Raw genomic sequence first — 24953 nt, forward strand, 5'->3', positions numbered from 1 at the left:
CCGCAGCGGCGTCCGCCGCAGGATTTCGGTGACCTCGTCGGTGAACGCCGGGGCCACCCGCGCCGGAAGCGGGTCGGCGGCGCGGAGCGCGGCCGCGGCCGCCCGCAGCCGCTCGAACTCGCGCTTGGGCACCGCCTGCGCCGCCCGGTCCAGCAGCCGGGCCCCGATCTCCAGGTCGTTGTCCAGGTCCGCCGCGCTCTGTCCGACCGCCAGTTTCGCCTCCACCGCCGACCGCCAGGTCGCGATGGCATCCGCCCAGCCCTCGACCCGGAAATGCCATACCCCGGGGGCGGTGGGCGTGAAGACACCGTTGAAGACGTCGGGTTCGTAGTCGGGGGTCATCGGCACTCGCACCGACCGTGACGAGCCCGGCGCCCGCACCGCGAGGGTGGCGCCGACCGCGCCGTGCCCGTCCCGCCATACCACGGCACGCACCGGGAAAACCTCCCCGACCACGGCCTTCGCCGGGTAGTCGCCGGGGACGTGCGGGGCGGTGTCATCGATGGCGATGCGGCCGGTCATCCTGACCACGTTATTGGTAACGACATCGGAGCGGAAACCGGCGCGAGTGAAGTCGGCGGCGTGCCTCTTCCGTCTTCTCCGGATGGTCTACGTCAATGGTCGGGCCCACCCCTGGATTCCGGACCGACCGATCGGGTGCAGTCGACCGTCCGAAGAACGGTGACCGTTGAGCACTGACAGTGCTGTGCGCCTCCCCGGGCCGGTCGAGGCGCACGCCGGCATGCACCCTCTGTCTATTCCGGATGGTCTACCTCCACGGTCGGGGCCCGCCCCCGATTCTGGACCGACGCAGCGACTGAGCGCAGGAGGGAAGAATCGGGGTCACAGGGCCCCGACCCGCGCGCCGGAGGCGCGCAAATATACACAGCTATGCTCGGGCGGATGAAGGCACTGCGTCGGCTCACCGTCCGCGCCCACCTGCCGGAGCGGCTGGCCGCGCTGGATGAGCTCTCCACCAATCTGCGCTGGTCGTGGCACGGTCCGACACAGGATGTATTCGCCGCGCTGGACCCGCGCCGGTGGGCCGAGACCGGGCACGATCCGGTGCGGATGCTGGGGGAGCTGTCCCCGGAGCGGTTGGCCGAACTCGCCGGCGACGCGGAATTCTGCGCACGGGTGGACGTGGTGGCCGCGGATCTGCGGGCGTACCTGGATCGCCCGGTCCCCGATGCGGGGGTGCGGGGGATCGCCTATTTCTCGATGGAATTCGGGGTGACCGAGACGCTGCCCATTTATTCGGGTGGACTGGGCATCCTGGCCGGCGACCATCTGAAGGCGGCATCGGATCTGGGGTTGCCGCTGATCGGGGTCGGACTGCTGTACCGGTCCGGGTATTTCCGGCAGTCGCTGACCTCCGACGGCCGCCAGGTCGAGCGCTATCCGGCGCTGGATCCCCAAGGGCTGCCGTTGCGACCGTTGACCGCCGACGGCGCGCCGGTGCTGGTGCACGTGGCGCTGCCGGACCGACGCGTGCTGGCGGCGCGGGTATGGATCGCGCAGGTCGGGCGGGTGCCGCTACTGCTGCTGGATTCCGATATCGCGGCCAACGATCCGGATCTGCGGGCGGTCACCGACCGGCTCTACGGCGGCGACCAGGGGCACCGGATCGAGCAGGAGATCCTCGCGGGTATCGGCGGCGTGCGGGCGGTGCGGGCCTACACCGCGGCTGCCGGTATCGCGGACCCCGAGGTCTTCCACATGAACGAGGGGCACGCGGGTTTCCTGGGGCTGGAGCGGATCCGGGAGTATGTGGCCGCGGGCCACGATTTCGATACCGCGCTGGCGGCGGTGCGGGCGGGGACGGTGTTCACCACGCATACCCCGGTACCGGCCGGGATAGACCGGTTCCCGGTATCGCTGGTGCACCGGTATTTCGGCGGGTCGGCGGGGGAATCGGAATCGCCGCTGCTGCCCGGGATCACGGTGGACCGGATCATCGCGCTGGGCCGGGAGGACGACCCCGCGGTGTTCAATATGGCGCATATGGGTTTGCGGCTGGCGCAGCGCGCGAACGGTGTCTCCCGCCTGCACGGTGCGGTGAGCCGGAGCATGTTCGACTCACTGTGGTCCGGTTTCGATGCCGCCGAGGTGCCGATCGGCTCGGTGACCAACGGTGTGCACGCGCCCACCTGGGCCGCGCGGGAATGGGGAGAGCTCGATACCGGCGACCGCCCGCGCAGCTGGGAGGCGCTGGGCGAACTGGCGCCCGAACGGCTCTGGGAGATTCGCGCGACGTTGCGCGCCGAGCTGGTGCGGGAGGTACGGCGGCGATTGCGCGAATCGTGGCGGCAGCGCGGAGCGGCCGACGCCGAACTGGGGTGGGTGGATTCGGTATTCGACCCCCAGGTGCTGACCGTCGGGTTCGCGCGCCGGGTGCCGACCTACAAGCGGCTGACGCTGATGCTGCGCGATCCGCAGCGGTTGCGGGATCTGCTGCTCGATCCCGAGCGGCCGGTGCAGTTGGTGGTGGCGGGTAAGAGCCATCCCGCGGACGAGGGCGGTAAGGCGCTGATCCAGCAGGTGGTGCGGTTCGCCGACGATCCGGCGGTGCGTCACCGGATCGTGTTCCTGCCCGACTACGACATCTCGATGGCCCGGTACCTGTACTGGGGTTGTGATGTATGGCTGAACAATCCGCTGCGGCCGCTGGAGGCATGCGGTACCTCCGGAATGAAATCGGCGCTCAACGGTGGGCTCAACCTGTCGATCCGCGACGGCTGGTGGGACGAGATGTTCGACGGCGAGAACGGGTGGGCGATCCCGACCGCCGACGGTGTGTCCGACGACGAGCGCCGCGACGATCTGGAGGCCGGCGCGCTCTACGAGCTGATGGAGCGGACGGTCGCGCCGCGTTTCTACGAGCGCGACGCGGCGGGGGTCCCCGGCCGCTGGGTCGAGATGGTGCGTCACACGCTGCGCGTGCTCGGGCCCCGGGTGCTCGCGGACCGGATGGTGCGCGAGTACACCGAGCGCTACTACCGCCCGGCCGCCGCGGCGGCCGGGCGGGTCACCGCGGAGAACCTCCGGGGTGCCCGGGAGATCGCCGAGTTCCGCAGGCGGCTGGACGCCGCGTGGCCGAGCGTGCGGGTGGCACAGGTGGACGCGGCCGGTCTGGGGGATACGCCGGTGGTCGGGGCGCCGCTGGCCTTGACCGCGCGGGTGGACCTCGGTGGTCTCGGACCGGACGACGTAACGGTCCAGGCCGTGCTGGGGCGGGTCGCACCGGACGGTGAGCTGACCGACACCGATACCGTCACGATGTCCTGCACCGGGGCGGAGTCCGGCGACTCCGCGCTCACGGTTTTCACCGTCGAGACTCCGTTACCGCGCGCGGGTGCGGTCGGCTACACGATCCGGGTGTTGCCGGCCCACGATCTGCTGGCCTCCCCCGCGGAGCTGGGGCGGGTGGTCAACGCCTGACGGGTGGCGCGCCGGGAAGAGATCGCCCCCCTCCGCGCCCGCCGGCTCCGGCGGGGGCGACGAGTTCGGGTGTGCCGCCGAGAGTGCAGCGGCGAGCTCTGCCGCAGGACACACATCACATCCGAACACGCGAGGTTGCGTCGCTCACCTCGGTGCCGGCGGTCCGGTACCGGGCCACACGCGTTCGGGGTGGTGGCGACTTCGGTTCACAACAGGTATCGGATACCGTTCCACACTGGCGCTGCCGGGCGCCGGACCTCCGCTGCGTACTGCGCTGTCACCAGCGGGGGGATGCGAGGCTGTCGCCTCTTCCGGTTCGGTTCGGTGTGTACGCGCCGGGGACCGGCCGGAGCGGTACCCGGCGAGTTCCTGCCGGACTCCGGTCCGCTCCCCGTCCGCGCGTGGGCGGGTGTCATGTCCAGCCGACTGGAGGTCCTATGACCACCGATCTTCTGACCCGGACCCGCGGGCGGATCGATACCTATTTCGCTGTCGGGGTGCACGGCTCGACCATGCGCCGCGAGCTCATGGCGGGCACGGTGACGTTCCTGGCCATGTGTTACGTGCTGGCGGTCAACCCGTCCATCCTGGGCGACCAGGGCGCGCTGGGCGACCAGGGCATCCCGGCCCAGGCCGTGTTCACCGCGACCGCCGTCTCGGCGGTGGCCGGGTCGCTGGTCATGGGGTTGTGGGCGCGGTATCCGATCGCGCTGGCGCCGGGGATGGGCCTGAACGCGTTCTTCGCGTTCTCGGTGGTGCTGGGTATGGGTATTCCCTGGCAGGTCGCGCTGTCGGGCACCTTCCTGTCGGGTGTGATCTTCTTCGTGCTCGCGGTGACCAGGATCCGGGAGAAGATCCTCAATGCGATCCCGCTGCAGCTGAAATTGGCGGTCGCGGCCGGGGTGGGCGTGTTCGTGGCGTTTCTCGGGTTCAAGAACGCGGGCATCGTGGTCGACAGCGATTCGACGCTGGTGAAGCTCGGCGATTTCACCCAGGGCACGACGGTGCTGGCGCTGTTCGGCCTGGTGGTCACGGTGATCTTCCTGGTCCGCGGCTGGCACGGGGCGGTGCTGTACGGCATCGTGCTGACGGCGGTGGTCGGGATGGTCGCCGGTCTGGTGGATGTGCCCGACGGTGTCGCGGCACTGCCCCGGGGGTTGGATCAGACCTTCGGGCAGGCGATCATCCATCTGCCCGACGCGTTCACCGCGCAGATGGCCGTGGTGGTGCTGACCATGCTGTTCGTCGATTTCTTCGACGCGTCGGGCACACTCATCGGGGTCGCCAACCAGGCGGGCCTGCTGAACAGCAAGGGTGAGCTCCCGCGGGCCGCGAGCGCACTGTCCGCCGACGCGGTGGGCACCATGGCCGGTGCGGTGATCGGCACCTCCACCACCACGGCGTATGTGGAATCGACAGCCGGAGTGTCCGCGGGCGGTAGAACCGGATTGACCGCGGTGGCGACGGCCGCCTGGTTCGCGGTGGCCATGTTCTGCTACCCGATCTTCTCGGTGGTGGCGGCGTCGGGGGCGGTGACCGCGGCGGCGCTGATAGTGGTCGGGGTGCTCATGGCCCGGTCGCTGGGGGATATCGACTGGTCCCGGCTGGAGTTCGCGGTCCCGGCGTTCATCACCATCGTGATGATGCCGCTGACGTACTCCATCGCGAACGGGCTGGCCATGGGAATGATTTTCTATCCGGTGGTGATGGTGGCCCGCGGCCGGTTCCGCGAGGTGCATCCGGTGATGTGGGTACTGACCCTCATCTTCCTCGGATACTTCTTCTTCCTGGCGGAATAGTCTGAGGGAGGGCCGGGTCGGCAACCGACGATTTCGACACGGGACCTCGGTCCGTTTGTTTCCGTGGCCAACTATCCGGATAGCAAGGAGGGGTTCATATGACAGTCGAGTCGACGTTGGATCGCACCGCGGTACCGGCGACCGGAAACCGTATCCTGTCCACCGATATCGGCCTGCTGATTCTGCGGGTGGTCTTCGGTCTGCTCATCGCCGCACACGGCAGCCAGAAACTTTTCGGCTGGTTCGACGGTCCGGGACTGACCGCCAACAATGCCGCTTTCGGAGAGATGGGCTTCAACCCGGGCAGCTTCTTCGGCACCCTGGCCGGACTCAGTGAATTCACCGGCGGCCTGCTGCTCGCCCTCGGGGCGCTGTCCCCACTGGGCGCGGCCATCGTGCTGGGCACCACCATCGTCATCATCCATACGACCTTCGACGGCGGGCTGCTCACCGGCAAGGGGTATGAGACGGGTCTGCTCTACGCCGTGGCAGCGGCGGCCCTGGCGTTCACCGGTCCGGGCCGGTTCTCGGTGGACGGCAACCGCCCGTGGGCGCGCGGCGGCGTGGTGTGGGGCCTGGTCGCGGTGGTGGTCGCCGTGGTCGCCGCGGTGCTCGTCCTGACCTTCAAATCAGTGCTCTGAGCATTCCGGATCAGACCGTCGCGGCGGCGGAGAGCCGGCGCAGTGCCTTCTCCACCACGGCCGGGTCGGCCGTCTCCCAATACGGGGGCAGCGAGGCGCGCAGGAACCCGCCGTAGCGTGCTGTGGCCAGCCGGGGGTCGAGGATGGCGACGACACCGCGGTCGTCGACGCTGCGCAGCAACCGGCCGGTGCCCTGGGCCAGGAGCAGGGCCGCATGGCTGGCGGCGACCGTGAGGAAACCGTTCCCGCCACGCGATTCCACGGCGCGCTGCCGCGCCGCGAGCAGGGGATCGTCGGGCCGGGGGAACGGGATACGGTCCAGGATCACCAGACTCAGCGAGGGGCCGGGCACATCGACGCCCTGCCAGAGCGAGAGGGTGCCGAACAGGGAGGTTTCCGGGTCGTCGGCGAATTTGCGCACCAGCGCGCCGGTGGAATCCTCGCCCTGACACAGGATCGGGGTGTCCAGACGTTTGCGCAGGACTTCGGTGGCGGCCTTCGCCGCCCGCATGGACGAGAAGAGCCCGAGCGTGCGTCCGCCCGCGGCGCCCACCAGCCGTTCGATCTCGTCGAGGTAGGCCGGGGGCAGGCCGTCGCGGCCCGGGGGCGGCAGGTGTTTGGCGACGTAGAGGATTCCGGATTTGGCGTGATCGAACGGCGAACCGACGTCGAGGGAGGTCCAGCGGACGGTATCGGCGTCGCTCGGTGCCTCGGCGCTGTTGGCCGTCGCCGGATCGACCCGGCTGTTCGATTGCGGCGGCAGGCCCCAGGTACGGGCCAGACCGTCGAAGTTTCCGCCGATCTGTAGCGTCGCCGAGGTGAGGACTACCGTTGCGGCGCCGAACAATTGACTGCGCAGCAGCCCGCCCACCGCCAGCGGGGCCATCCGCAGGGTGCGGCGGGTGACGCCGCGGATCTCGTCGGCCGACAGCCACACCACATCGCGGCGGACCGCGGGATCGGGTTCGTCGAAGGCGGTGAGCGCGCGGACCGCGCTGTCGTGGATCTCCTCCACTCCGGCGATGGCCATGTTCCGGCCGGCGGCGGCTTCGGGATCGTTTCCGCCGGAGCCCTGCGGATTGAGGGCGGTGCGCGCGTTCCAGGCGGCGTCCCGGACCAGGGCGAGTACTCCCGCGACACCCTCGGGCAGCGTGTCCCAGCGGGTGGGCGGCAGCTCGTCGAGCGCGGTGTGCCATGCCTCGGCCGCCTCCTCGAGCCGGTCGACCTCCCGCTCGTCGATGAGTTTCGCGCAGCGCCGCGCCGCGGTGCTGATGGCGGTGGCGGACAACTCCGCGGTCGCGATCCCGGTGACCCGGTCGACGAGTTCGTGTGCCTCGTCGATCACCACCAGGTCGTGTTCGGGTAGGACCTGCACCCCGCTGATGGCGTCGATGGCCAGCAGGGCGTGATTGGTGACGACGATATCGGCCTGCGCCGATTCGGCCCGGGCGCGCTCGGCGAAACAGTCCTGACCGAAGGGGCAGCGTGATTTGCCCAGGCATTCGCGCGCGGACACGCTCACCTGCCGCCAGGCGCGGTCGCCGACGCCCGGAGTGAGTTCGTCGCGGTCGCCGGTTTCGGTATCGGAGGCCCATTCGTTGAGCCGCTTCACCTCGCGGCCGAGCCGTGAAACGGCGAACGCGTCGAACAGTTCGGCTTCGGCGGGCTCTTCGGGGACCGCGCTGTTGATCTTGTTCAGGCACAGATAGTTGTTGCGGCCCTTGAGGATCGCGAACTCCGGTGTGCGGCCCAGCGGTTTCGTCAGGGCCTGGGCCAGGCGGGGGAGGTCCCGGTCCACCAGCTGGCGCTGGAGCGCGATGGTCGCGGTGGAGATGACCACCGTGCGCCCGGTCCGCACCGCGTACCGCAGGCTGGGCACCAGATAGGCGAGGGATTTCCCGGTGCCCGTCCCCGCCTGGACGGCCAGATGCTCCTTGTTCTCGATGGCGTTGTCCACCGCCGCGGCCATCGTCATCTGACCCGGGCGTTCCTTACCGCCGAGCGCGGTGACAGCGGTCGCCAGCAGGTCTGATACGGGCGGGAGTTCGGGCACTCGGGCAGCCTACTGCGCCGCACCGACAGCCGTGCGCCCAGTCGCGGCCCGGCCTGTCCTGCCCGCTCGACAGCGCGGGTGTGTGCCGCTCTTCCCCGCGATCTTACTCGGAAGTAAGGTCGGACCATGGCGTGGAAACCTGATCAGATAGCCGACCAGCGCGGACGCACATTCGTCGTCACCGGCGCCAACGGCGGGCTCGGAGCCGAGACCACAAAAGTACTCGCGGGCAAGGGTGCCACCGTGGTGATGGCCTGCCGCAACACCGAGAAGGCACAGGAGGTCGCCGATTCCATCGGCGGCGACCTGCGGGTTCGCCGGCTGGACCTGGCCGACCTGTCCTCGGTCCGGGAATTCGCCGAGGAGACCGGAGAATTCGATGTGCTCGTCAACAATGCCGGGCTGATGAATGTGCCGTTCTCGCGGACCGTGGACGGTTTCGAGACGCAGTTCGGTGTGAACCATCTCGGTCATTTCGCGCTGACCGGACTGCTGCTGGACCGGATGCGCGACCGGGTGGTGACCCTGGCCAGCATCGCCCACAAGCAGACCCCTAAGTTCTGGGTCGACGACCTGAACTATGAGAACCGCCGCTACCAGCGCAACCTGGCCTACGCCCAGGCCAAACTGTCGAACCTGATGTTCGCGCGCGAACTCCAGCGCCGGCTGGCGGCGGCCGGCTCGGCGAAACGTTCCTACGGGGTGCACCCCGGGGTCTCGGCCACCGAACTGTTCACCCGCACCGAGACCCCGCTGGACTGGGTCAGCAAACCGGTGATCCGGCTGGTCGGGCACGCGCCGGCGAAGGCGGCGCATTCGACGCTGTTCGCGGCCACCACACCCGACGCCGACCCCGATACGTACTGGGGTCCGACCCGGTTGTTCCAGTCCCAGGGACCGGTGGAAGCGTCCCCGTCCACCCGGCTGTCCAAGAACACCGACCTGTGGCAGCGGCTGTGGGCGGAGTCCGAGCGCCTGACCGGGGTCGTCTACAAGTTCTGACCGGCGGCGATACCGGCTGCCGCGATACCCACCTCACACTACGGTCCGTGTAGTAGACGGGTACCGTGGTAGTCGTGTCCGCAACACCTCGCCGCACCGTGCACCGCCCGGCCCTGGTCCTGCTGGTGGTCGTGCTGGCACTGGTCGCGCTGGCCCTGGGCTGGTGGCAGTGGGAGCGGTTCTCCTCGGCGAGCGGCACCGCGCAGAATCTGGGGTACGCGCTGCAGTGGCCGTTGTTCGCCGGGTTCGCGTTGTTCGCCTACTTCCGCTTCGTGCGGTTGGAAACCGAAACGGCCGGCACCGAAGCGTCCGGCGCGATCGCCGAGCCGGGCACGGACACACCCGCGGGCACTCCCGACACCGGGTCCGATCCCGCGAACACCCGCACCGGGCTGTTCACCGGCAGGCGCGGTACCCCGGCGGCCGCGCCGCGGGAGATCCCGGCGGGCTTCCTGCCCGAACGCCCACGGGCCGCCCGCGACGACGATCCGGTACTCGCCGAATACAACAGCTACCTGGCCCGTTTGAACGCCGTCGACGGCGCCGCGGGCCGCCCGGCGGGCCCGGCCCGCGAAACCGAGAGGAGCGCGGGTTGACCGCGAGCGAAAACGCCACCACCGCCCCCGAGGCCGGCGCCGCGCCGGCCGGCGACCGGCGGATCGCGGGCGCGCTACTGCGCTACCGCGTCCTGGCCTGGGTCACCGGTCTGTGGCTGCTGTTCCTCACCGCCGAGATGATCGCCAAATACGGGTTCGGTGTCGATACGCCCAGCTGGATCGCGGTGGTGCACGGATGGGCGTACTTCATCTACCTGATCCTCACCGCGGATCTGGCGGTGAAGGTGCGCTGGCCGATCAAACGCACTGTCGGCACGCTGCTCGCGGGCACGATCCCGCTGCTGTCGTTCTTCGTCGAGCACCGCAACACCCGGCAGGTCAAGCGGGACTTCGGCGTCTGAGTCCCCGCGCCGGGCTCAGCTCCCCAGCGCGGCGAGCGCCGGCAGGAGCTGAGCCAGCGCCCGACCACGATGGGACGCCGCGTCCTTCTGTGCCGGGGTGAGCTGCGCGGCGCTGAGTTCCCCGCCGTCGGGGCGGAACAGCGGGTCGTAGCCGAAGCCGCCGTCACCCTGCGGTTCCCGCGCGATGGTGCCCGGCCATTCGCCGCGCACCACGATCTCCGCGCCCGCCGGTATCACCAGCGCGCAGGCGGAGACGAAACTCGCGCCCCGGCGTTCGTCGGGTGTGTCGGACAACTGCGCCAGCAACAGCGCGTTGTTCGCCGCATCGTCACCGTGGCGGCCCGCCCAGCGCGCCGACAGCACTCCGGGCATACCGTTGAGTGCGTCCACGGCGATCCCGGAATCATCGGCGATACAGGGCAGCCGCGTGGCCCGCGCGCCGTCGCGCGCCTTGGCCAGAGCGTTCTCCTCGAAGGTCGCCCCCGTCTCCGGCGCTTCCGGATACTCGGGTACATCGTCGAGGCCCACGATCTCCAGGCCCGCGATTCCGGCCTCGTCGAGGATGCGGCGCAGTTCATTCAGTTTCTTGGCGTTACGACTGGCGAGCAGAACCCGACGCGTCATCACTTCTTCTTCGAGTTCTCGGTGGCCTCCGGCAGTACGCCGGGATAGGGCAGGGCCAGCGCTTCCTTCTGGACAGCGAACAACTGTTCGCACCCGGCCAGTGCCGAATCGAGCAGTTTGTCGAGGGTGGACCGCGGGAAGGTCGCGCCCTCACCGGTGCCCTGGATCTCCACCAGGGTGCCGGTATCGGTGGCGACCACGTTCATATCGACCTCGGCCCGCGAATCCTCCTCGTAGGGGAGATCGAGCCGGACCCGGCCGTCCACCACACCGACACTCACCGCGGCGATGGCGCAGGAGATCGGCTGCGGATCCGCCAGCGCCCCGGCCGCCCCCAGATAGGTGATCGCGTCCGCGAGCGCCACATAGGCGCCGGTGATCGCGGCGGTCCGGGTGCCGCCGTCGGCCTGCAGCACATCACAGTCGACGGCGATGGTGTTCTCGCCGATGGCGGCCAGATCGATACAGGCCCGCAGGGAGCGGCCGACCAGCCGGCTGATCTCCTGGGTGCGCCCGCCGACCTTCCCCTTGACCGATTCCCGGCCGCTGCGGGTATGGGTGGCGGCCGGCAGCATCGCGTATTCGGCGGTGAGCCAGCCGAGACCGGAGTCGCGGCGCCACGGCGGCACCCCCTCGGTAACGCTGGCCGTGCACATCACCCGGGTCTGTCCGAACTCCACCAGCACCGAACCCGCCGGATGCGTGGTGAAGCCCCGAGTTATCCGTACCTCGCGGAGTTCGTCGTCCGCCCTGCCATCGGCTCGTCTCGACACGGGCTCAGCGTAGTGGGGTACCCGTGCCGGGACATGCCTGGGTCTACAGGTCGAAGGACTCGCCGGGGGTCACCGCGTGCACGGGCCCGGTGAACTCGGCCTTGGCCTCGGCGATGACATCTTCGCGGGAGGTCCACGGCGGAATATGGGTGAGCAGGAGTTCCCCGACCCCGGCCTCGGCGGCGATCCGGCCGGCTTCGGTGCCCGAAAGGTGGATACCCGCCGGGCGATTGGCGGGGTCGTGGGTCCAGGACGCCTCGGCCAGGAGGACATCGGCGCCCCGGGCGAGATCCTGGACCGCCGGGCAGACCGCGGTATCGCCGGTGTAGACGAAGGTACGGCCGGTGGCGGTGACGATCCGCAGACCGTAGGACTCCGGCGGGTGGAACATGCGACGTGCGGTGATGGTGTGCCCGGGACCGAACTCCACCGTCTCGTCCTCGTTCCACGGGTGGAAATCGATCACATCGGACCAGTCGTCGCATTCCCCGCCGATCTCGGCCGAGGCGTTACCGATCCGCAGCGGGGCATCCGAGGGGCCGCGGACGATCGCCTGCCCGGTGGGGGGCGTCGGGTGATAGCGCCGCCACACCAGCAGCCCGGGGAGGTCGAGACAGTGATCGGCGTGCAGATGGGTGAGAAAGATCGACACCTCGCCGGGATCGGCGAATCGCTGCAGCGCACCGAGGATGCCCGGCCCGAAATCGATGACCACCGGCGACATGTCCGGACCGGTGAGCAGATAACCCGACGCGGGGGAATCCGGGCCGGACACACTGCCCGAGCACCCGAGGACGGTGAGGCGCATATCACCATGCTGCCACGAGGTTTCCCGATTCAAGACCGCATCCCCCGAAAATACTGGCCGCACCCACGGTCACCGGGGCGAGGCGAGTGGCCCGGTGTGGAGTTGACGGCGGTGTCGACGTTCATCACTGGAGAGTACCCACCCGGCGAACAGTCCACCCATGGCGCCGAAAAGGTGTCCCTGCCAGGAGATTCCGTCTTGACCCGGTAGTACGCCCCACAGCAGCGAACCGTAGAGGACCAGGATCACCAGACCCAGCACGATCTGGCCGAACTGCCGGGCGAACCAGCCGCGGCAGATGAGGTAGGTGAGCCAGCCGAACACCAGCGAGGACGCGCCCACGTGCACGGTGTACTGACCACCGGTCAGCCAGGTGCCCACCCCCGCCACGAACCAGACGATCGCGGTGGCGGCGAGCCCGCGGCGGATCCCGGTGGCCAGGGTCAGGAAGCCGAGGATCAGCACAGGCAGCGTGTTGCCGATCAGATGGTCCCAGCCGTGGTGTAGCAGCGGTGCGAAGACGATGCCGTCCAGGCCGTCCACCGCGCGGGGTTCGATACCGACCGCGCGATCGATATCGAAGTCGACCAGGACGTCGACGGCCTCGATCAGATACAGCACGATCACGAACGCGAGGGTCAGCACACCGGCCCGGGACCAGGTGCGACGGGTGGCGGCGAACCGGCCCGCACCGGGGCCGCCGGGAGACCCGCCACCGGCCGGCCCGGGCCGGAGCGCGGCGATACGGTCGGGGTCGAACGAAGCGCCCAGCGGCCCACCACCGGTCATCACGATCTCCTGTGCTCATTGCGGCGCCATCGGCGCCGCGGGCCGGGGCCCTCGTGACCCCGGGTCTTCACTCCGTCGCTCCAGAACCGGGGCCCCGGCCGTGGAGGTATGCCGTACGGAGCGGAGACTCGGGCGAGCGGATGCACCCAGGGTATCGGCCGCTGCGGGAGGGCGGGTGGAAAATCCGCTGACCTGCAAACTCGGTCGCGGGGCGGGTCGACTCCGCGCGCCGCGGACTCAGGCCCAGAGCTGGCCGTCGAGGCGTTCCTCGGCTTCTTCGAGGGTGCCGTCGTAGGCGCCGGTGGACAGGTACTTCCAGCCGCCGTCGGCCACCACGAAGGCGATATCGGCACGGCGGCCCGCGGCGACGGCCTTGCGGGCGACACCCAGCGCGGCGTGCAGGATGGCGCCGGTGGAGATACCGGCGAAGATTCCCTCTTCGAGGACCAGTTCACGGGTGCGGCGCACGGCGTCGTAGGGCCCCACGGAGAACCGGCTGGTGAGTACCGACTCGTCGTACAGTTCGGGGATGAAACCCTCATCGATGTTGCGCAGGCCGTAGACCAGTTCGCCGTAGCGGGGTTCGGCCGCGACGATTTCGATGTTCGGGACCTTCTCGCGCAGGAACCGGCCGGTTCCCATCAGAGTGCCGGTGGTGCCCAGACCGGCGACGAAATGGGTGATCTCGGGCAGATCGGCGAGGATCTCCGGACCGGTGGTCTCGTAGTGGGCGAGCGCGTTGGCGGGGTTGCCGTACTGGTACAGCATCACCCAGTCCGGGTTCGCGGCGGCGATCTCCTTGGCCCGGGCCACCGCCTGGTTCGAGCCGCCCGCCGCCGGTGAGTCGATGATCTCGGCGCCGAACATGGTGAGCAGTTGCCGGCGCTCCACAGAGGTGTTCTCCGGCATCACACAGACCAGCCGGTATCCCTTGAGTTTCGCCGCCATGGCCAGCGAGATACCGGTGTTGCCGCTGGTGGGTTCCAGGATGGTGCAGCCCGGGGTCAGCCGGCGGTCGGCCTCGGCCTGTTCGATCATGCGCAGCGCGGGCCGGTCCTTGATGGACCCGGTGGGGTTGCGGTCCTCGAGTTTGGCCCACAGCCGTACCGGCTGCTCGCCCTCCCACTGCGGGGACAGAGTGCGCAGACCGACCAGCGGGGTGTTCCCGAGGGTCGCGATCAGTGACTCGTAGCGTGCCACGGAATCAGCGGGCCCCACCCGCGACGGCGGGCAGGATCGTCACGGTCGAGCCCTCGCCCACCGCGGTCTCCAGGCCGCCGGAGAACCGGACGTCCTCGTCGTCGACATAGATATTGACGTACCGGTTCAGTTTGCCCTCGTTGAGCAGCCGCTCGGCCAGCCCGGGGTGATTGGCCTCGAGGTCGTCGATCACCGCGGCGAGTGTGGACCCCTCGGCCGCGACGCGCTTCTCGCCTCCGGTGTGGGTACGCATGATGGTCGGGATGGACACGGTGACCGGCATGGTGCTGCTCCTCGCTTGTACTCGGTGGGTGGGTCGGAAAACTTGGCGTCAGGCGGTTTCGTAGGCGTCGACGATCTGGACCGGCTCCTCGGTGACCTCGCCGTCGACGATCCGGTAGCTGCGCAGTTCGTGCCGCGCGGCATCACGGGTGGAGATCAGCACGTAGTGAGCGTTCGGCTCGGAGGCGTAGGAGATATCGGTACGGCTCGGGTAGGCCTCGGTCGCGGTGTGTGAGTGGTAGATCACCACCGGCTCCTCGTCGGCGTCGTCCATGGCTCGCCAGACCTTCAGCTGTTCGCCGGAATCGAAACGGTAGAAGGTGGGCGACCGCTCCGCGTTCATCATGGCGACGTAACGCTCGGGCCGGTCGGACCCCTCGGGCCCGGCGATGATGCCGCAGGCCTCGTCGGGATGGTCGGCGCGCGCGTGCGCGACCATCGCATCCACCAGGTCGGCCCTGATCACGAGCACAATCGAACCCTTCCACCTCTTGTCAGGCCATCTCCGGCCGGACACAGCCGACAACTGCCGAGGATATTCGCGTATTCCCGGCACCCCGCACGGCCCCTACCGCCGCGCGCGTGAAGGGGCACGGTCCGCCGCCCGGCCGGGGGCGCCCAGAGCTGCGTCACGGCCTCGCCGGCGGCGGGCGATCAAGCACCGAACAGGTCGCTGTACGCCGGAATGCCGGCCACGGAGTGGGCGGTGCGGATCGCGTCGACCACCGCGCGTTCGACGCATACCGCCGCCGCTGTGCACAATGCGTCGACCACCGCCAGATCGGCCGGGAACGCGGCGGGCAGCCGAGGCCCGTCCGGCGGTGTCGCGGTGCCGGTGGCCAGCGCGAAGAAGGTGTCCCCGTCGAGCGGGGAATGGGCCGGACGGACCGCCCGGGCCAGCCCGTCGTGGGCGACGGTGGCCAGCCGGCGGCATCCGGCCGGGCCGAGCGGGGCATCGGTGGCGACCACCCCGATCGTGGTGTTGAGGACGGTGCCCTTCACCGCCAGCGCGTTCGCGGCCGCGAGTTCCTCGGCGGTACCGGGGCGCAGGCCGAAGAACTCGGGTCCGTCCGTGCCCGCGCCCCACGGAATCCCGGTGCGCGGATCGAAAACCGACCCGACGGGATTCGCGACTACCAGCGCGCCCACGGTCAGCCCGGCGGTGACGCCCTCGTCGAACCGGATACTGGCGGTGCCGATACCGCCCTTGAGCGCACCCGCCTGGGCCCCGGTCCCGGCGCCGACGCAACCGCGCAGGAAATCGGGCCCGGCGGCGTCGGCCGCGTAGTAACCGAATTCGGCGGTCGGGCGGGTGTTCCAATCGCCGACCGGAAGGTCGAAGATCACGGCGCCGGGCACGATCGGCACCACGCGGGTGGGGTCCTCGGGCGACATGGGCAGCCCTTCGCCGTGTTCCTCCAGCCAGCGCATCACCCCGTCGGCGGCGGCCAGACCGTAGGCGCTGCCGCCGGTGAGCAGGATCGCGTGGACCTGCCGGACCGTGTTCGCGGGGTCGAGCAGATCGGTTTCCCGGGTGCCGGGGCCGCCACCGCGGACATCCACCGCGGCGACCGCGCCACCCGGTGCGCGGACCACGGTGCAGCCGGTGGCCGCGCCGGATCCGTGGGTCGCGTCCGGGTCGAGTACCTGGTGGTGGCCGACGAGCAGGCCGGCCACATCGGTGAGCGCGTCTCGTGCTCCGGGCGCGGCGGTCACGAGGCCATCGCCTGCAGCAGGGAATCCTGCATCCAGGTCAGCCAGTGGTAGACGTCCAGGTGCGGGGCGCGTGGATCGTCGGGCGGGAACTGCTCGGGCGTGTCGGCGTCGATCTCCAGCACCACACCGAGGGCCAGCCGGACGTCGGTGAGCGCGGTGAGCCAGGAGTCGGCCTCTTCCGGGGTGATCACGATCTTGCCGCCGTCCTCGGGGAGGGTGTGCAGCAACACCCCGGCGGCGGCCAGTTTCTCGTCGATGATCTCCGGCTCGTGCAGGCCGCGCAGGGCGCTGTTCAGATCGGCTCGTTCGGCGTCGGGGGAGCCCGGTTCGGCCCGATGGAATTCGGGCAACAGCCGGGCCAGTCGCGGATCGTCGGGCGGCGCGGTGTTCCCGCTGCGCAGGCCCGTGAGAGCGGCGAGCTCGTCCTCCGGGGCGGAGGAGGCGCGTTCACCGAGCAGACCAGAAACGGCTCCGACCAGCGAGCGCAGCACGCTGGCTTCGCGCGCGTCCATCTCCGACCGCAGTTTGAGACCGCTCAATGAGTTCTTCCGGCTCCATTTACGCACGTCGCTACGGTAACCGTCCGATCAGTCGTCTCGTTGCATGGTCGCCCACAGGCCCGCCGCGTGCAGGCGGCGGACATCCTGTTCCATTTTGTCCCGGGATCCCGACGATACGACCGCTTTGCCCTCGTTGTGCACCTTGAGCATCAGCTCGGTCGCCTTGGCTTTGCTGTAGCCGAACAGCTTCTGGAAGATGTAGGCGACATAGTGCATGAGGTTGACCGGATCGTCCCAGACCACGGTGACCCACGGCCGGTCCTCCGCCTCCAGTATCTCGGTGTACTCCACGGCCTCCGGGGTCGCCTGGGCCGCGGACAACGTGACGCCGGGGGCGCCGAGGAGGACCTCTGTCGTCGATACGCGGGGTGCGGTGTTGCACAAGGCCATGAAGTCAAGAGTACGACTCACGGAGTAATTCACAACACCCGGAGCAGCAACGATGCCGCTCGTCCCCGCCTGCCCAGGCGACGCGTGCTACCCGCGACACGCCGCCGCGCGGGTTCGGCGCCCGGCGCCGCCCCCGGCGGGCTTCCCCGCGCCGCGCACGGGCTGTTTACAGTGACACCCGTGGACCTGCGCGACGCGGCCGGCAGCACCGCTCTGCTGACCGACCAATACGAGCTCACCATGCTGGCCGCCGCTCTCGCCGACGGTTCCGCGGCGCGGCGGTGCACCTTCGAAGTGTTCGCCCGGCGTTTGCCGCACGGCCGCAGATACGGTGTCGTGGCCGGTACCGGCCGTTTCCTCGATGCGCTGGACCACTTCCGGTTCGGCGAGGCGGAGCTGGAGATCGCCGGCCGGTTCCTGGACGCGGAGACGGTCGCCTGGTTGCGCGATTACCGGTTCGCCGGCGATATCGACGGCTATCCGGAAGGCGAGCTGTATTTCCCGGGCTCGCCGATCCTCTCGGTGACCGGAACCTTCGCCGAATGCCTGCTCCTCGAGACACTGGCACTGTCGGTGTTCAACCACGACAGCGCGATCGCCGCCGCGGCCGCCCGGATGGTGAGTGCCGCCGACGGACGCCGGATGATCGAAATGGGTTCACGACGCACCCACGAGCAGGCCGCGCCCGCCAGCGCGCGGGCGGCCTACCTGGCGGGATTTCACGCGACCTCCAATCTGGAGGCGGTGCGCCGCTACGGGGTGCCCGGCGCGGGCACCAGTGCGCACGCATTCACCCTGGTGCACAGCGGCGCCGACGGCGAACACGAGATCGAGGCGTTCCGCAGTCAGGTGGCCGCGCACGGTACCGGCACCACCCTGCTGGTCGACACTTTCGACATCACCCGCGGCGTCGCGCTCGCGGTCGAGGTCGCCGGGCCGGAACTGGGCGCGGTGCGTATCGACTCCGGTGACCTCGGGGTCCTGGCCCGGCAGGTTCGGCGGCAACTCGACGAACTGGGCGCGGTGAAGACCCGGATCGTCGTATCCGGGGACCTGGACGAATACGCCATCGCGGCGCTGCGGGCCGAGCCGGTGGACGCCTACGGGGTCGGTACCCGGCTGGTCACCGGTTCCGGCGCGCCGACCGCCGGAATGGTCTACAAACTGGTCGAAGTCGACGGCCTGCCGGTGGCCAAACGGTCCAGTCACAAGGAATCCCGCGGCGGCGCCAAACGCGCCGTGCGCCTGGCCCGCGATACCGGGACCATCGTGGAGGAGATCGTGTACCCCGCGACCGCCGACCGGCCCGCGTCCGCCGACCTCGAGGTGCGTGATCTGTCGGTCCCGCTGGTGCGCGGTGGTGCCGTGCTGGACCGGCCCGACCTCGCCGGATCCCGGGATCTCGTGGCCCGTGGCCTGGTGAGTCTGCCGTGGGAGGGACTCAAACTGTCCGGCGGTGACCCGGCGATTGCGACTACATTCCTGGTCTGACCGGGCGTACGCGAGGAGACTGGAACTATGAAACGCGCGCTGATCGTGGTGGATGTGCAGAACGATTTCTGCGAGGGCGGTTCACTGGCCGTATCGGGTGGTGCCCGCGTCGCGGAGTTGATCAGCGAGTATCTGGCCGAGAACCGGTACGACGCGGTGGTGGCCACTCGCGATTACCACATCGATCCCGGCTCCCATTTCTCCGAGACACCCGACTATGTGGACAGCTGGCCGCCGCACTGCCGGGTCGGCACCCCGGGAGCCGATTTCCATCCGCAATTCGACACCGCCGCCGTGCAGGAGGTCTTCTCCAAGGGCGAGTACTCGGCCGCCTACTCGGGGTTCCAAGGGGCTTCGACCGCCGGGGAGACGCTCACCGAATGGCTGCGTGCCCGCGATATCGGCGCGGTCGATATCGCGGGTATCGCCACCGACCACTGTGTCCGGGCCACCGCGCTCGATGCCGTCGGAGCCGGTTTCGCGACGCGGATCCTGCTGGGTCTCACCGCCGGAGTGGCACCGGCGACCGTCGAGAAAGCCCTGGACGAATTGAATCGGGCCGGAGTCGAACTCTCCGGAGCCGTCGTCCGGGCCGGCGCCTGAGTCCGACGATCCCCGGCTGCCGAGGAAGCCGGGCCCGGGGTGTCCGAACGGTCCCGCGGCGGGTGAACTTGTCACCGGCGCCGGGCAGAATCACGGTTATGACCGCCACCGGGGACGATGTCCGCTCCTTTGCCCTGGCCCTCCCGGCCACGATCGAAGAGTTCGCCTGGGGTATGCCGATCTTCAAGGTGGAGCGTCGGCTGTTCCTCACTCTGCCCGAGGACGAGACCTCGATGGCGGTGCGCTGCCCGATCGTCGACCGGGACGAACTGGTGCAGGCCGAACCGGACAAGTTCTGGATCGCCGGGCACGAGGTGAACAACGCGTGGGTCCGGGTGCGGCTCGCGGCCTTGGATGACCTGGACGAAATGCGGGACATAGTCATGGATTCGTGGCGGTTGGCGGCACCGCAGAGCCTCGTGGCGGGGGTTTCATAGGGCCGGAAGTGTCCGGTGCGCGCGCTGCCTTCGATATCGCGATGTTCGGTGTGGGCTTACTCGGGAGGGCAGAGCGATGTGGGCCTGCGCGTGAAGGTGCTGTGTTTTGGCGGCGCCTTCGGCGCCGCGGGGTTGAGGCCCCCTTGTGTCTCGCCGTTTCGGCCTCGAGCCTTGGCCGAAGGTGCTCAATGGTCGCACTCTATGGGCGGCTCACCGCACGTCGCGGGCGCTTTCGAGGCCGAAACGGCGAGACGGGCCTCAACCCTTTGAGGTGTCTCGTGAGACTCGACGCATGCGGGTTGCGTCGGCATTCGGTGTTCGGGTCGAACGACTCTTGCCGTCCATATACTCGTCCACGTATATTCGTAGGCGAGTAAGGAGGGTGTATGGCGAAGAAGCGCAAGGTCGGCAACCTACTGGCCCTCGCGGTGCTCGCGGTGATGCAGGACGAAGCCATGCACCGGTATCAGATCGCGGCGCGGCTGCGTGAGTACGGCAAAGACCGCGATATCGATATCAAGTGGGGATCGCTGTACACGGTGGTGCAGAACCTGGCGAAGGCCGGTTTCCTCGAGGTGGTGGGCAGTGAGCGCGCGGGGGCACGGCCGGAACGGGTGATCTATCGGATCACCGCCGCCGGACGCCGCGAGCTGGTCGACTGGACGCGGGAGCTGATCGCGGAACCGGAACCCGAGCGCGGCCGGTTCGTCGCGGGCCTGTCGATTCTGGCGGTCCTGCCGCCGGAGGAGGTGGCCGAGCTGCTGGGGCGCCGGCTGGCCGTTCTGGACGAACAGATCGCGCAGGTGCGCGCGGAGTTCGCCGAACTCGCCGGCACCCTGCCCCGGCTCTTCCTGATCGAATCCGAGTACGGGCTCACCGTGCTGGAGGCCGAGGCGGAGTGGACCAGGGCATTGCGCGCCGAGCTGGTCGCGGGGACTTTTCCCGATCTCGCGGAATGGCGGGCCTGGCACCGGAACGGGCCGGGCGTGGACAGCGCGCGTGCGCGCGCCTACGTGGAGGGGGCCGACAACACGACGGATCAGTGAACCAACCGGGCCCGATGGAGGTGCGGCAACACCACCATCGAGCTCGGATCACCGTCTCGGACCGTGCCCGCGCGGACGCACACCCGGCCACGAGTTTGGCAGAACACAGGATAACCGGGTGGGTGGACGCCGGGTGGTTCGACAAGGAAACGGTCCGGACCACGAGGGTTCCGGACCCCCGCCGCCGGTAGCGGCGGCGTCGCTTCGAACTCCTGAGGAGTACTCCCATGTCCGGAACAGAGACCGCCCTGGTGATCGGCGGCGGAATCGCGGGGCCGGTGGTGGCCACCGCACTGCGCAAAGCGGGTATCGAAGCCCGTGTCTACGAGGCGTACCCGAGCCCCGCACATACCATCGGCAGCGGCCTGGCCCTGGCGCCCAACGGTGTCGCCGCCCTGGATGTGATCGGCGCCGGCGACGCGGTGCGCGATATCGCGATACCCATCCCGCGGATGGCGCTGTCGGTCGGCGGGAAGCTGCTGTCCCTGCCCGCGCTGGGGGACCAGCCGCCGCTGCAATTGGTCGATCGCGGCGAATTGCACCGCACCCTGCACGAGCGGGCGGTGGCCGCCGGGGTGCCGGTCGAATTCGGCAAACGGCTGGAATCGGCCGAGCAGACCGCAGACGGCGTGCTCGCCCGGTTCACCGACGGCAGCACCGCCACCGCCGATGTGCTCATCGGCGCGGACGGGATCCGCTCCACCGTGCGCGGACTGATCGATCCGGCGGCGCCGGGCCCCGAGTACACCGGGATGCTCGGTTTCGGCGCGGTCGTGGACTGCGCGATCGATATCGAACCCGGCACCATGGTCTTCGCCTACGGTTCCCGGGCCTACTACCTGTACTGGAGCGCCGGCCCCGGCCGGATCGGCTGGGGAGCGAACCTGCCCAGCAAGGAATATCTCTCGCTCACCGACGCCCGCCGGGTGCCCGCCGAGCACTGGCTCGAGGTGCTGCGCGAAACTTACGGAGAAGACACTCCGGGCGGGCAGCTGGCGCGGGCCACCACCGCCGACCGGCTGGAAACAGTGGGCGCGCTGCACATCATGCCGCCGGTGCCGCACTGGTACCGGGAACGGATGGTGCTGGTGGGCGACGCGGTACACGCGCCGTCGAACAGTTCCGGTCAGGGTGCGTCGCTGGCGATCGAGAGCGCGATCGAACTGGCTCGGTGCCTACGGGACATCCCCGAACCGGCCGAGGCGTTCGCGGCCTACGAGGCCCTGCGCCGTAGCCGGGTGGAAGGTGTGGCCGCCCGCGCGGCGAAGATCAATCACAGCAAGACGCCAGGGCCGGTGGCCCGCAGGATGATGCAGTGGCTGATGCCGGTGCTGGCTCGGACGGTGATGAAACCGGAGAAGACGGTCGCCACCGAACAGCGCTATCGGATCACCTGGGAGGAGCCGGTGCGCCGCGCCGCGGCGCCGGTGCGGTAGCCGGACGGCCCGGCGGCGAGGAGGTCTCGCCGCCGGGCCGTCGGTCAGCATTCGAAGGGCACCGTGTTCCCCGCGGCGTCGCGGGCTCCGATTCCCTGCACTATCGCTTCCTCGAGTTCCGCGACCGATTTCCAGGTGCGCGGCTCGTCGTCGTCCAGATTGCCGATCGTGTACCAGTCCTCGGTCTCCCGGTAGCGGACGAGACCGAACCCCTCTGGATCGAGGGTGATGTCGAGATCGCCGGAAATGGTGCCGACTTCCCGGGTCATCACCGATGCCGCGGCGGGTAACTCGATGACTTCGGCTATTTGAACTCACCCCGTTCGACGCAGTCGTCCACCGCGGTGCGCAGTGCGGTCTGTTCTTCTGGGTCAACGCTCAGGCCGTACTTTAGCTTGACCTGGACATAATGAGAGATATAGCCACACCGGAAACTTCCCGGCGGCAGGTAGTGCGCCGCGTCCTGATCGCCCTTGGAGCGGTTCGCCGACGGATCGGAGGCGATGAGGTTCAGTGCGTCGTTGGCGATCCGGCGCCGGGTGTCGGTGTCGAGGTCCTTGGCGCCCGAACGCCAGGCCTCGGCCAGCGGGACGATGTGCTCGGCGTCGACGCTCTTGGCCTCGACGATGAACTTATACGGCTTGAGTTTCCCGGTCTTGCTGTCCATGACGCCGTAGGCGTCCTGCCAGCCGCCGCCCTTTCCGATCTTCAGATCGCAGGTCTTCGGGTCCAGGCTCACTTCGCCGGTGGCGTCGCGCAGCATCATCACTTCGCGGGTGGTGCATTTGCTGTACTGGGTGAATTCCGGGCCGAACCCGTGCTCGGGTTCGTTGTTGTCCCAGTGCGGGAACTTCTCCCGGCTGTATCCGGCCATGCCGACCTCGGCCTTCACCGGCAGCTTGTCGAGCGCGGCGCGTATTTCGGCGGCGGTACCGGCCACCGATTTCGCGGCGCCGGCGGCGGGATCGGTCGGGGTGGGGCTACAGCCTTGCAGTAAGAAGCCCGCGACCAGGGCAATTGCGATCAGTATGGGTACGACGAGGGCGGCGAACCTGCGGGCGGGGGCGGGCAGAGCAGAAAGCAGCGAGTTCATCGCCGGACCTCCGCGAATCGATGGGCGAGGGGCGTGTGGCCCGCTCCGTGTTCATTTGCTGTGCGCTTCAACGAGATTCCTTGCCGAGGTACCGGGATGTGCCGAGCGTCAAGCTACCGGCCGGCCAGCTAACCGAAAGCTACTGTCCGGTGTGAGATTCGGCATACCTGGGCGGGAGTACCCGATGGGGGAGCCGGGTATTCCTCTTCCGTCCGGAAGGGCACCACCCCCCGAGTCGCCGTGCCGGCGCCGACTCGGGGGGTGGGCATGTCACGAACGAGGCGCTGAATCCGGTGCGAGTCGCGGGCCGGTTGTCCGGACCGGCGATCGCGACGCACCGCGGGGCTTGATGAGGGGGAGACCCGAGGTCTTTCCGCACCGGTGCGCTCGCCGTGACGTTCTGGGGGCCGGATGTCATCCGGCCGGGTTCTCGTTATGAAGCTGTAGGTGTCCGGCAGTCGGCCGATATTTCGACTCCGGGTGTACGCCCATCCGCCGTCAGGTGAAAAGCATAGGGAATTCCCATGATTGGGAGCGAGCGGGGTCGCGGCGGTGGACCACGGCCCTAATCGGCGATGTCGGCGTCCTCGTCCACGGCGACGATCTGGGCGGTCGGCGGGACACCGGTGTCCAGGAAGTGGATCAACCGCTCGATGCGCTCGGTGTGGTCCAGGGTCCGGGCCAGTTTGTGACCGATGAGGGCCAGCGTGATCGTGGTCTCGGTGGAGGCGGCCGCGGTCGCGGACAGCGCGTTGTGCAGTTTCTGGTTCAGCGTCTGCATGGTGCTCGCGGCGGTGTCGTCGGCGGGAGTGTGCCGGCCGCGGGTGACGGCGCGCTGGGCCCGCGCGGTGCATTCGGCGGTGAGGCCGGCCATCTGCGCCAGGACGTCGAGGACCGGCGGCGGGGCGATGGGGTCGGGATGGGTCTGGTACACCTGGTCGGCCACCCGGCTGAACAGCCGGCCGATCCGGGAGAGCTCACCGGCGATCTGGATCGCGGTCACCACATGGCGTAGATCGCGCGCGACCGGTGCCTGCAGCGCCAAGAGGACGACCGTGCGCGCTTCGCATGCGCCGTACATCGTCTGGAGTCGTTCGTCGAGGGCGAAGACCTCGTAGGTCGCGGTGAGGTCGGCCCCGACGACGGCATCGGTCACACGTTCGGCCGCTTCGTGGGTGATACGGCACATCTGTGTCAGATCCGCGGTCAGCGCGACGAGCTCGTTGGTGAACTGAGTTCGCACGGGGGAATTGTCGCCCATGGCGCGTGCTCCGGTCGAATGAACGGACGATTCGTTCGGCCGGTCGTATTCCGGGCGCGCCCCGGGCGCCGATGTTACCGTCACCACATGACCGATATGCGGCGTATGAAACATCGCATTGTCACCACCTTCCAACGGCATGTGGCCAATCCGCTGAACCGGAAGCGGTCGGCACAGCAGCTGCTGGAGACCACGGGCCGGGTCAGTGGGGTACCCCGGGTTGTGCCGGTCGGCGGCCGGCGGACCGGTAACGAGTTCTGGTTCGTCTCCGAGTTCGGTGACCGCTCCGATTACGTGCGCAATATTCGTGCCGACAACCGGGTCCGGGTGCGGTTGCACGGTGAATGGCTGCCCGGCACCGCGCATCTGCTGCCCGACGACGACCCGGTGCGCAGGTTGTCTTCGCTACCGCGTGGCAACAGCGCCGCGGTGCGGGTCATGGGTACCGATCTGCTGACGATTCGCGTCGATTTGGACGGCTGAGAATATTCGCGAATTCGTGTGCGCGCCGCACCGGTTCATTCCGTGAAACGCGTTCTAATTATTTGTG

General features: G+C 69.1%; 27 protein-coding genes. 12 read left to right on the plus strand and 15 right to left on the minus strand.

Going from position 1 to position 24953, the window contains the following annotated elements; all coding sequences use genetic code 11:
• Positions 1-522 (minus strand): maltotransferase domain-containing protein (locus tag ON38_RS05520; RefSeq protein ID WP_039822879.1); only part of this gene is annotated, 522 nt, incomplete at its 3' end.
• 381 nt (positions 523-903) lie between these two features.
• Here ON38_RS05520 and glgP point away from each other — a divergent pair.
• The 3 genes from glgP to ON38_RS05535 all read left to right on the plus strand — a co-directional run bounded on the left by glgP (position 904) and on the right by ON38_RS05535 (position 5881).
• The gene (gene glgP, locus ON38_RS05525; RefSeq protein ID WP_174372391.1) at positions 904-3441 is read left to right on the plus strand and encodes an alpha-glucan family phosphorylase; all 2538 of its coding nucleotides are present in this window, start codon (positions 904-906) and stop codon (positions 3439-3441) included.
• A gap of 437 nt (positions 3442-3878) precedes the next feature.
• Positions 3879-5240, plus strand: coding sequence for an NCS2 family permease (locus ON38_RS05530; protein WP_039822881.1), 1362 nt, complete (start codon positions 3879-3881; stop codon positions 5238-5240).
• A 98-nt stretch (positions 5241-5338) separates the two neighbouring features.
• Positions 5339-5881: a DoxX family protein gene (locus ON38_RS05535; protein ID WP_039822882.1), complete on the plus strand. Its 543-nt coding sequence runs from the start codon at positions 5339-5341 to the stop codon at positions 5879-5881.
• A 10-nt stretch (positions 5882-5891) separates the two neighbouring features.
• Here ON38_RS05535 and ON38_RS05540 read toward each other — a convergent pair whose 3' ends face one another.
• Positions 5892-7934: an ATP-dependent DNA helicase gene (locus tag ON38_RS05540; protein WP_039822883.1), complete on the minus strand. Its 2043-nt coding sequence runs from the start codon at positions 7932-7934 to the stop codon at positions 5892-5894.
• 126 nt (positions 7935-8060) lie between these two features.
• Between ON38_RS05540 and ON38_RS05545 the strand changes: the two genes are divergently transcribed.
• From ON38_RS05545 to ON38_RS05555, 3 genes are all read left to right on the plus strand, one after another.
• A complete protein-coding gene (locus ON38_RS05545; protein ID WP_039822884.1) occupies positions 8061-8936 on the plus strand; it encodes an oxidoreductase in 876 nt (291 codons plus the stop codon).
• A gap of 74 nt (positions 8937-9010) precedes the next feature.
• Complete coding sequence (locus ON38_RS05550; protein WP_039822885.1) at positions 9011-9532, plus strand: hypothetical protein; 522 nt, start codon at positions 9011-9013, stop codon at positions 9530-9532.
• 62 nt (positions 9533-9594) lie between these two features.
• Positions 9595-9894 carry a DUF3817 domain-containing protein gene (locus ON38_RS05555; protein ID WP_373281190.1) on the plus strand — a complete coding sequence of 100 codons (300 nt, stop codon included), beginning with the start codon at positions 9595-9597 and terminating at the stop codon, positions 9892-9894.
• A gap of 15 nt (positions 9895-9909) precedes the next feature.
• Here the strand turns inward: ON38_RS05555 and rdgB are convergent, their stop codons facing one another.
• From rdgB to clpS, 10 genes are all read right to left on the minus strand, one after another.
• Entirely contained in the window at positions 9910-10518 is a 609-nt protein-coding gene (gene rdgB / locus ON38_RS05560; protein ID WP_039822889.1) for an RdgB/HAM1 family non-canonical purine NTP pyrophosphatase, read from the minus strand.
• A complete protein-coding gene (gene rph / locus ON38_RS05565; protein WP_039822890.1) occupies positions 10518-11291 on the minus strand; it encodes a ribonuclease PH in 774 nt (257 codons plus the stop codon). Before rph ends, rdgB begins: the two co-directional genes overlap by 1 nt.
• A 43-nt stretch (positions 11292-11334) precedes the next feature.
• Complete coding sequence (locus ON38_RS05570) at positions 11335-12099, minus strand: cyclic nucleotide-degrading phosphodiesterase (protein ID WP_039822892.1); 765 nt, start codon at positions 12097-12099, stop codon at positions 11335-11337.
• Positions 12100-12168: 69 nt separating this feature from the next.
• Positions 12169-12888, minus strand: a complete 720-nt coding sequence (locus tag ON38_RS05575) for a rhomboid family intramembrane serine protease (protein WP_039822893.1) — start codon at positions 12886-12888, stop codon at positions 12169-12171.
• A gap of 237 nt (positions 12889-13125) precedes the next feature.
• The gene (locus tag ON38_RS05580) at positions 13126-14088 is read right to left on the minus strand and encodes a PLP-dependent cysteine synthase family protein (protein WP_039822957.1); all 963 of its coding nucleotides are present in this window, start codon (positions 14086-14088) and stop codon (positions 13126-13128) included.
• A gap of 4 nt (positions 14089-14092) precedes the next feature.
• Positions 14093-14371, minus strand: a complete 279-nt coding sequence (locus tag ON38_RS05585; RefSeq protein WP_039822894.1) for a MoaD/ThiS family protein — start codon at positions 14369-14371, stop codon at positions 14093-14095.
• A gap of 48 nt (positions 14372-14419) precedes the next feature.
• On the minus strand, positions 14420-14842 hold the full coding sequence (locus ON38_RS05590) for a M67 family metallopeptidase (protein ID WP_039822896.1): 423 nt from the start codon (positions 14840-14842) through the stop codon (positions 14420-14422).
• A gap of 182 nt (positions 14843-15024) precedes the next feature.
• Positions 15025-16086 (minus strand): P1 family peptidase, encoded by a 1062-nt coding sequence (locus ON38_RS05595; RefSeq protein WP_039822898.1) that lies wholly within the window; start codon positions 16084-16086, stop codon positions 15025-15027.
• Positions 16083-16652 carry an oxidative stress transcriptional regulator AosR gene (gene aosR / locus ON38_RS05600; RefSeq protein WP_039822899.1) on the minus strand — a complete coding sequence of 190 codons (570 nt, stop codon included), beginning with the start codon at positions 16650-16652 and terminating at the stop codon, positions 16083-16085. Before aosR ends, ON38_RS05595 begins: the two co-directional genes overlap by 4 nt.
• Before the next feature lie 21 nt (positions 16653-16673).
• A complete protein-coding gene (clpS, locus tag ON38_RS05605) occupies positions 16674-17036 on the minus strand; it encodes an ATP-dependent Clp protease adapter ClpS (protein ID WP_039822900.1) in 363 nt (120 codons plus the stop codon).
• Positions 17037-17276: 240 nt separating this feature from the next.
• Between clpS and ON38_RS05610 the strand changes: the two genes are divergently transcribed.
• From ON38_RS05610 to ON38_RS05630, 5 genes are all read left to right on the plus strand, one after another.
• Positions 17277-18527, plus strand: coding sequence for a nicotinate phosphoribosyltransferase (locus ON38_RS05610; protein WP_245563928.1), 1251 nt, complete (start codon positions 17277-17279; stop codon positions 18525-18527).
• Between the two features lie 27 nt (positions 18528-18554).
• Positions 18555-19130 (plus strand): isochorismatase family protein, encoded by a 576-nt coding sequence (locus ON38_RS05615; RefSeq protein WP_039822901.1) that lies wholly within the window; start codon positions 18555-18557, stop codon positions 19128-19130.
• A 98-nt stretch (positions 19131-19228) separates the two neighbouring features.
• Positions 19229-19567: an MmcQ/YjbR family DNA-binding protein gene (locus tag ON38_RS05620; RefSeq protein ID WP_039822903.1), complete on the plus strand. Its 339-nt coding sequence runs from the start codon at positions 19229-19231 to the stop codon at positions 19565-19567.
• Positions 19568-19953: 386 nt separating this feature from the next.
• Positions 19954-20613: a PadR family transcriptional regulator gene (locus tag ON38_RS05625; protein ID WP_039822905.1), complete on the plus strand. Its 660-nt coding sequence runs from the start codon at positions 19954-19956 to the stop codon at positions 20611-20613.
• 227 nt (positions 20614-20840) lie between these two features.
• Positions 20841-22049, plus strand: coding sequence for an FAD-dependent monooxygenase (locus ON38_RS05630; RefSeq protein WP_039822906.1), 1209 nt, complete (start codon positions 20841-20843; stop codon positions 22047-22049).
• A 44-nt stretch (positions 22050-22093) separates the two neighbouring features.
• Here ON38_RS05630 and ON38_RS05635 read toward each other — a convergent pair whose 3' ends face one another.
• From ON38_RS05635 to ON38_RS05645, 3 genes are all read right to left on the minus strand, one after another.
• Positions 22094-22318: a hypothetical protein gene (locus ON38_RS05635; protein ID WP_169333248.1), complete on the minus strand. Its 225-nt coding sequence runs from the start codon at positions 22316-22318 to the stop codon at positions 22094-22096.
• A 35-nt stretch (positions 22319-22353) separates the two neighbouring features.
• Positions 22354-23142 carry an HNH endonuclease family protein gene (locus ON38_RS05640; protein ID WP_039822910.1) on the minus strand — a complete coding sequence of 263 codons (789 nt, stop codon included), beginning with the start codon at positions 23140-23142 and terminating at the stop codon, positions 22354-22356.
• Positions 23143-23707: 565 nt separating this feature from the next.
• Positions 23708-24385, minus strand: a complete 678-nt coding sequence (locus ON38_RS05645; RefSeq protein WP_039822960.1) for a phosphate signaling complex PhoU family protein — start codon at positions 24383-24385, stop codon at positions 23708-23710.
• 105 nt (positions 24386-24490) lie between these two features.
• On the opposite strand from ON38_RS05645, the gene ON38_RS05650 reads away from it, so the two are divergent.
• Complete coding sequence (locus ON38_RS05650; RefSeq protein WP_039822911.1) at positions 24491-24886, plus strand: nitroreductase/quinone reductase family protein; 396 nt, start codon at positions 24491-24493, stop codon at positions 24884-24886.
• The last annotated feature ends 67 nt before the right edge of the window (positions 24887-24953 follow it).

Origin of the sequence: Nocardia testacea NBRC 100365 (genome assembly GCF_000308775.1) — a bacterium.
In the GTDB taxonomy this organism is placed as follows: domain Bacteria; phylum Actinomycetota; class Actinomycetes; order Mycobacteriales; family Mycobacteriaceae; genus Nocardia; species Nocardia testacea.

Excerpts from the sequence above, each read along its gene's own strand:
- ON38_RS05635 (WP_169333248.1), bottom strand. The coding sequence starts at position 22,318 with ATGACCCGGGAAGTCGGCACCATTTCCGGCGATCTCGACATCACCCTC.
- ON38_RS05545 (WP_039822884.1), top strand. The coding sequence starts at position 8,061 with ATGGCGTGGAAACCTGATCAGATAGCCGACCAGCGCGGACGCACATTC.
- ON38_RS05640 (WP_039822910.1), bottom strand. The coding sequence starts at position 23,142 with ATGAACTCGCTGCTTTCTGCTCTGCCCGCCCCCGCCCGCAGGTTCGCC.
- ON38_RS05625 (WP_039822905.1), top strand. The coding sequence starts at position 19,954 with ATGGCGAAGAAGCGCAAGGTCGGCAACCTACTGGCCCTCGCGGTGCTC.
- glgP (WP_174372391.1), top strand. The coding sequence starts at position 904 with ATGAAGGCACTGCGTCGGCTCACCGTCCGCGCCCACCTGCCGGAGCGG.
- ON38_RS05650 (WP_039822911.1), top strand. The coding sequence starts at position 24,491 with ATGACCGATATGCGGCGTATGAAACATCGCATTGTCACCACCTTCCAA.
- ON38_RS05575 (WP_039822893.1), bottom strand. The coding sequence starts at position 12,888 with ATGACCGGTGGTGGGCCGCTGGGCGCTTCGTTCGACCCCGACCGTATC.
- ON38_RS05535 (WP_039822882.1), top strand. The coding sequence starts at position 5,339 with ATGACAGTCGAGTCGACGTTGGATCGCACCGCGGTACCGGCGACCGGA.
- ON38_RS05630 (WP_039822906.1), top strand. The coding sequence starts at position 20,841 with ATGTCCGGAACAGAGACCGCCCTGGTGATCGGCGGCGGAATCGCGGGG.
- ON38_RS05620 (WP_039822903.1), top strand. The coding sequence starts at position 19,229 with ATGACCGCCACCGGGGACGATGTCCGCTCCTTTGCCCTGGCCCTCCCG.
- ON38_RS05585 (WP_039822894.1), bottom strand. The coding sequence starts at position 14,371 with ATGCCGGTCACCGTGTCCATCCCGACCATCATGCGTACCCACACCGGA.
- rdgB (WP_039822889.1), bottom strand. The coding sequence starts at position 10,518 with ATGACGCGTCGGGTTCTGCTCGCCAGTCGTAACGCCAAGAAACTGAAT.
- ON38_RS05610 (WP_245563928.1), top strand. The coding sequence starts at position 17,277 with ATGCTGGCCGCCGCTCTCGCCGACGGTTCCGCGGCGCGGCGGTGCACC.
- ON38_RS05570 (WP_039822892.1), bottom strand. The coding sequence starts at position 12,099 with ATGCGCCTCACCGTCCTCGGGTGCTCGGGCAGTGTGTCCGGCCCGGAT.
- clpS (WP_039822900.1), bottom strand. The coding sequence starts at position 17,036 with ATGGCCTTGTGCAACACCGCACCCCGCGTATCGACGACAGAGGTCCTC.
- ON38_RS05530 (WP_039822881.1), top strand. The coding sequence starts at position 3,879 with ATGACCACCGATCTTCTGACCCGGACCCGCGGGCGGATCGATACCTAT.
- ON38_RS05615 (WP_039822901.1), top strand. The coding sequence starts at position 18,555 with ATGAAACGCGCGCTGATCGTGGTGGATGTGCAGAACGATTTCTGCGAG.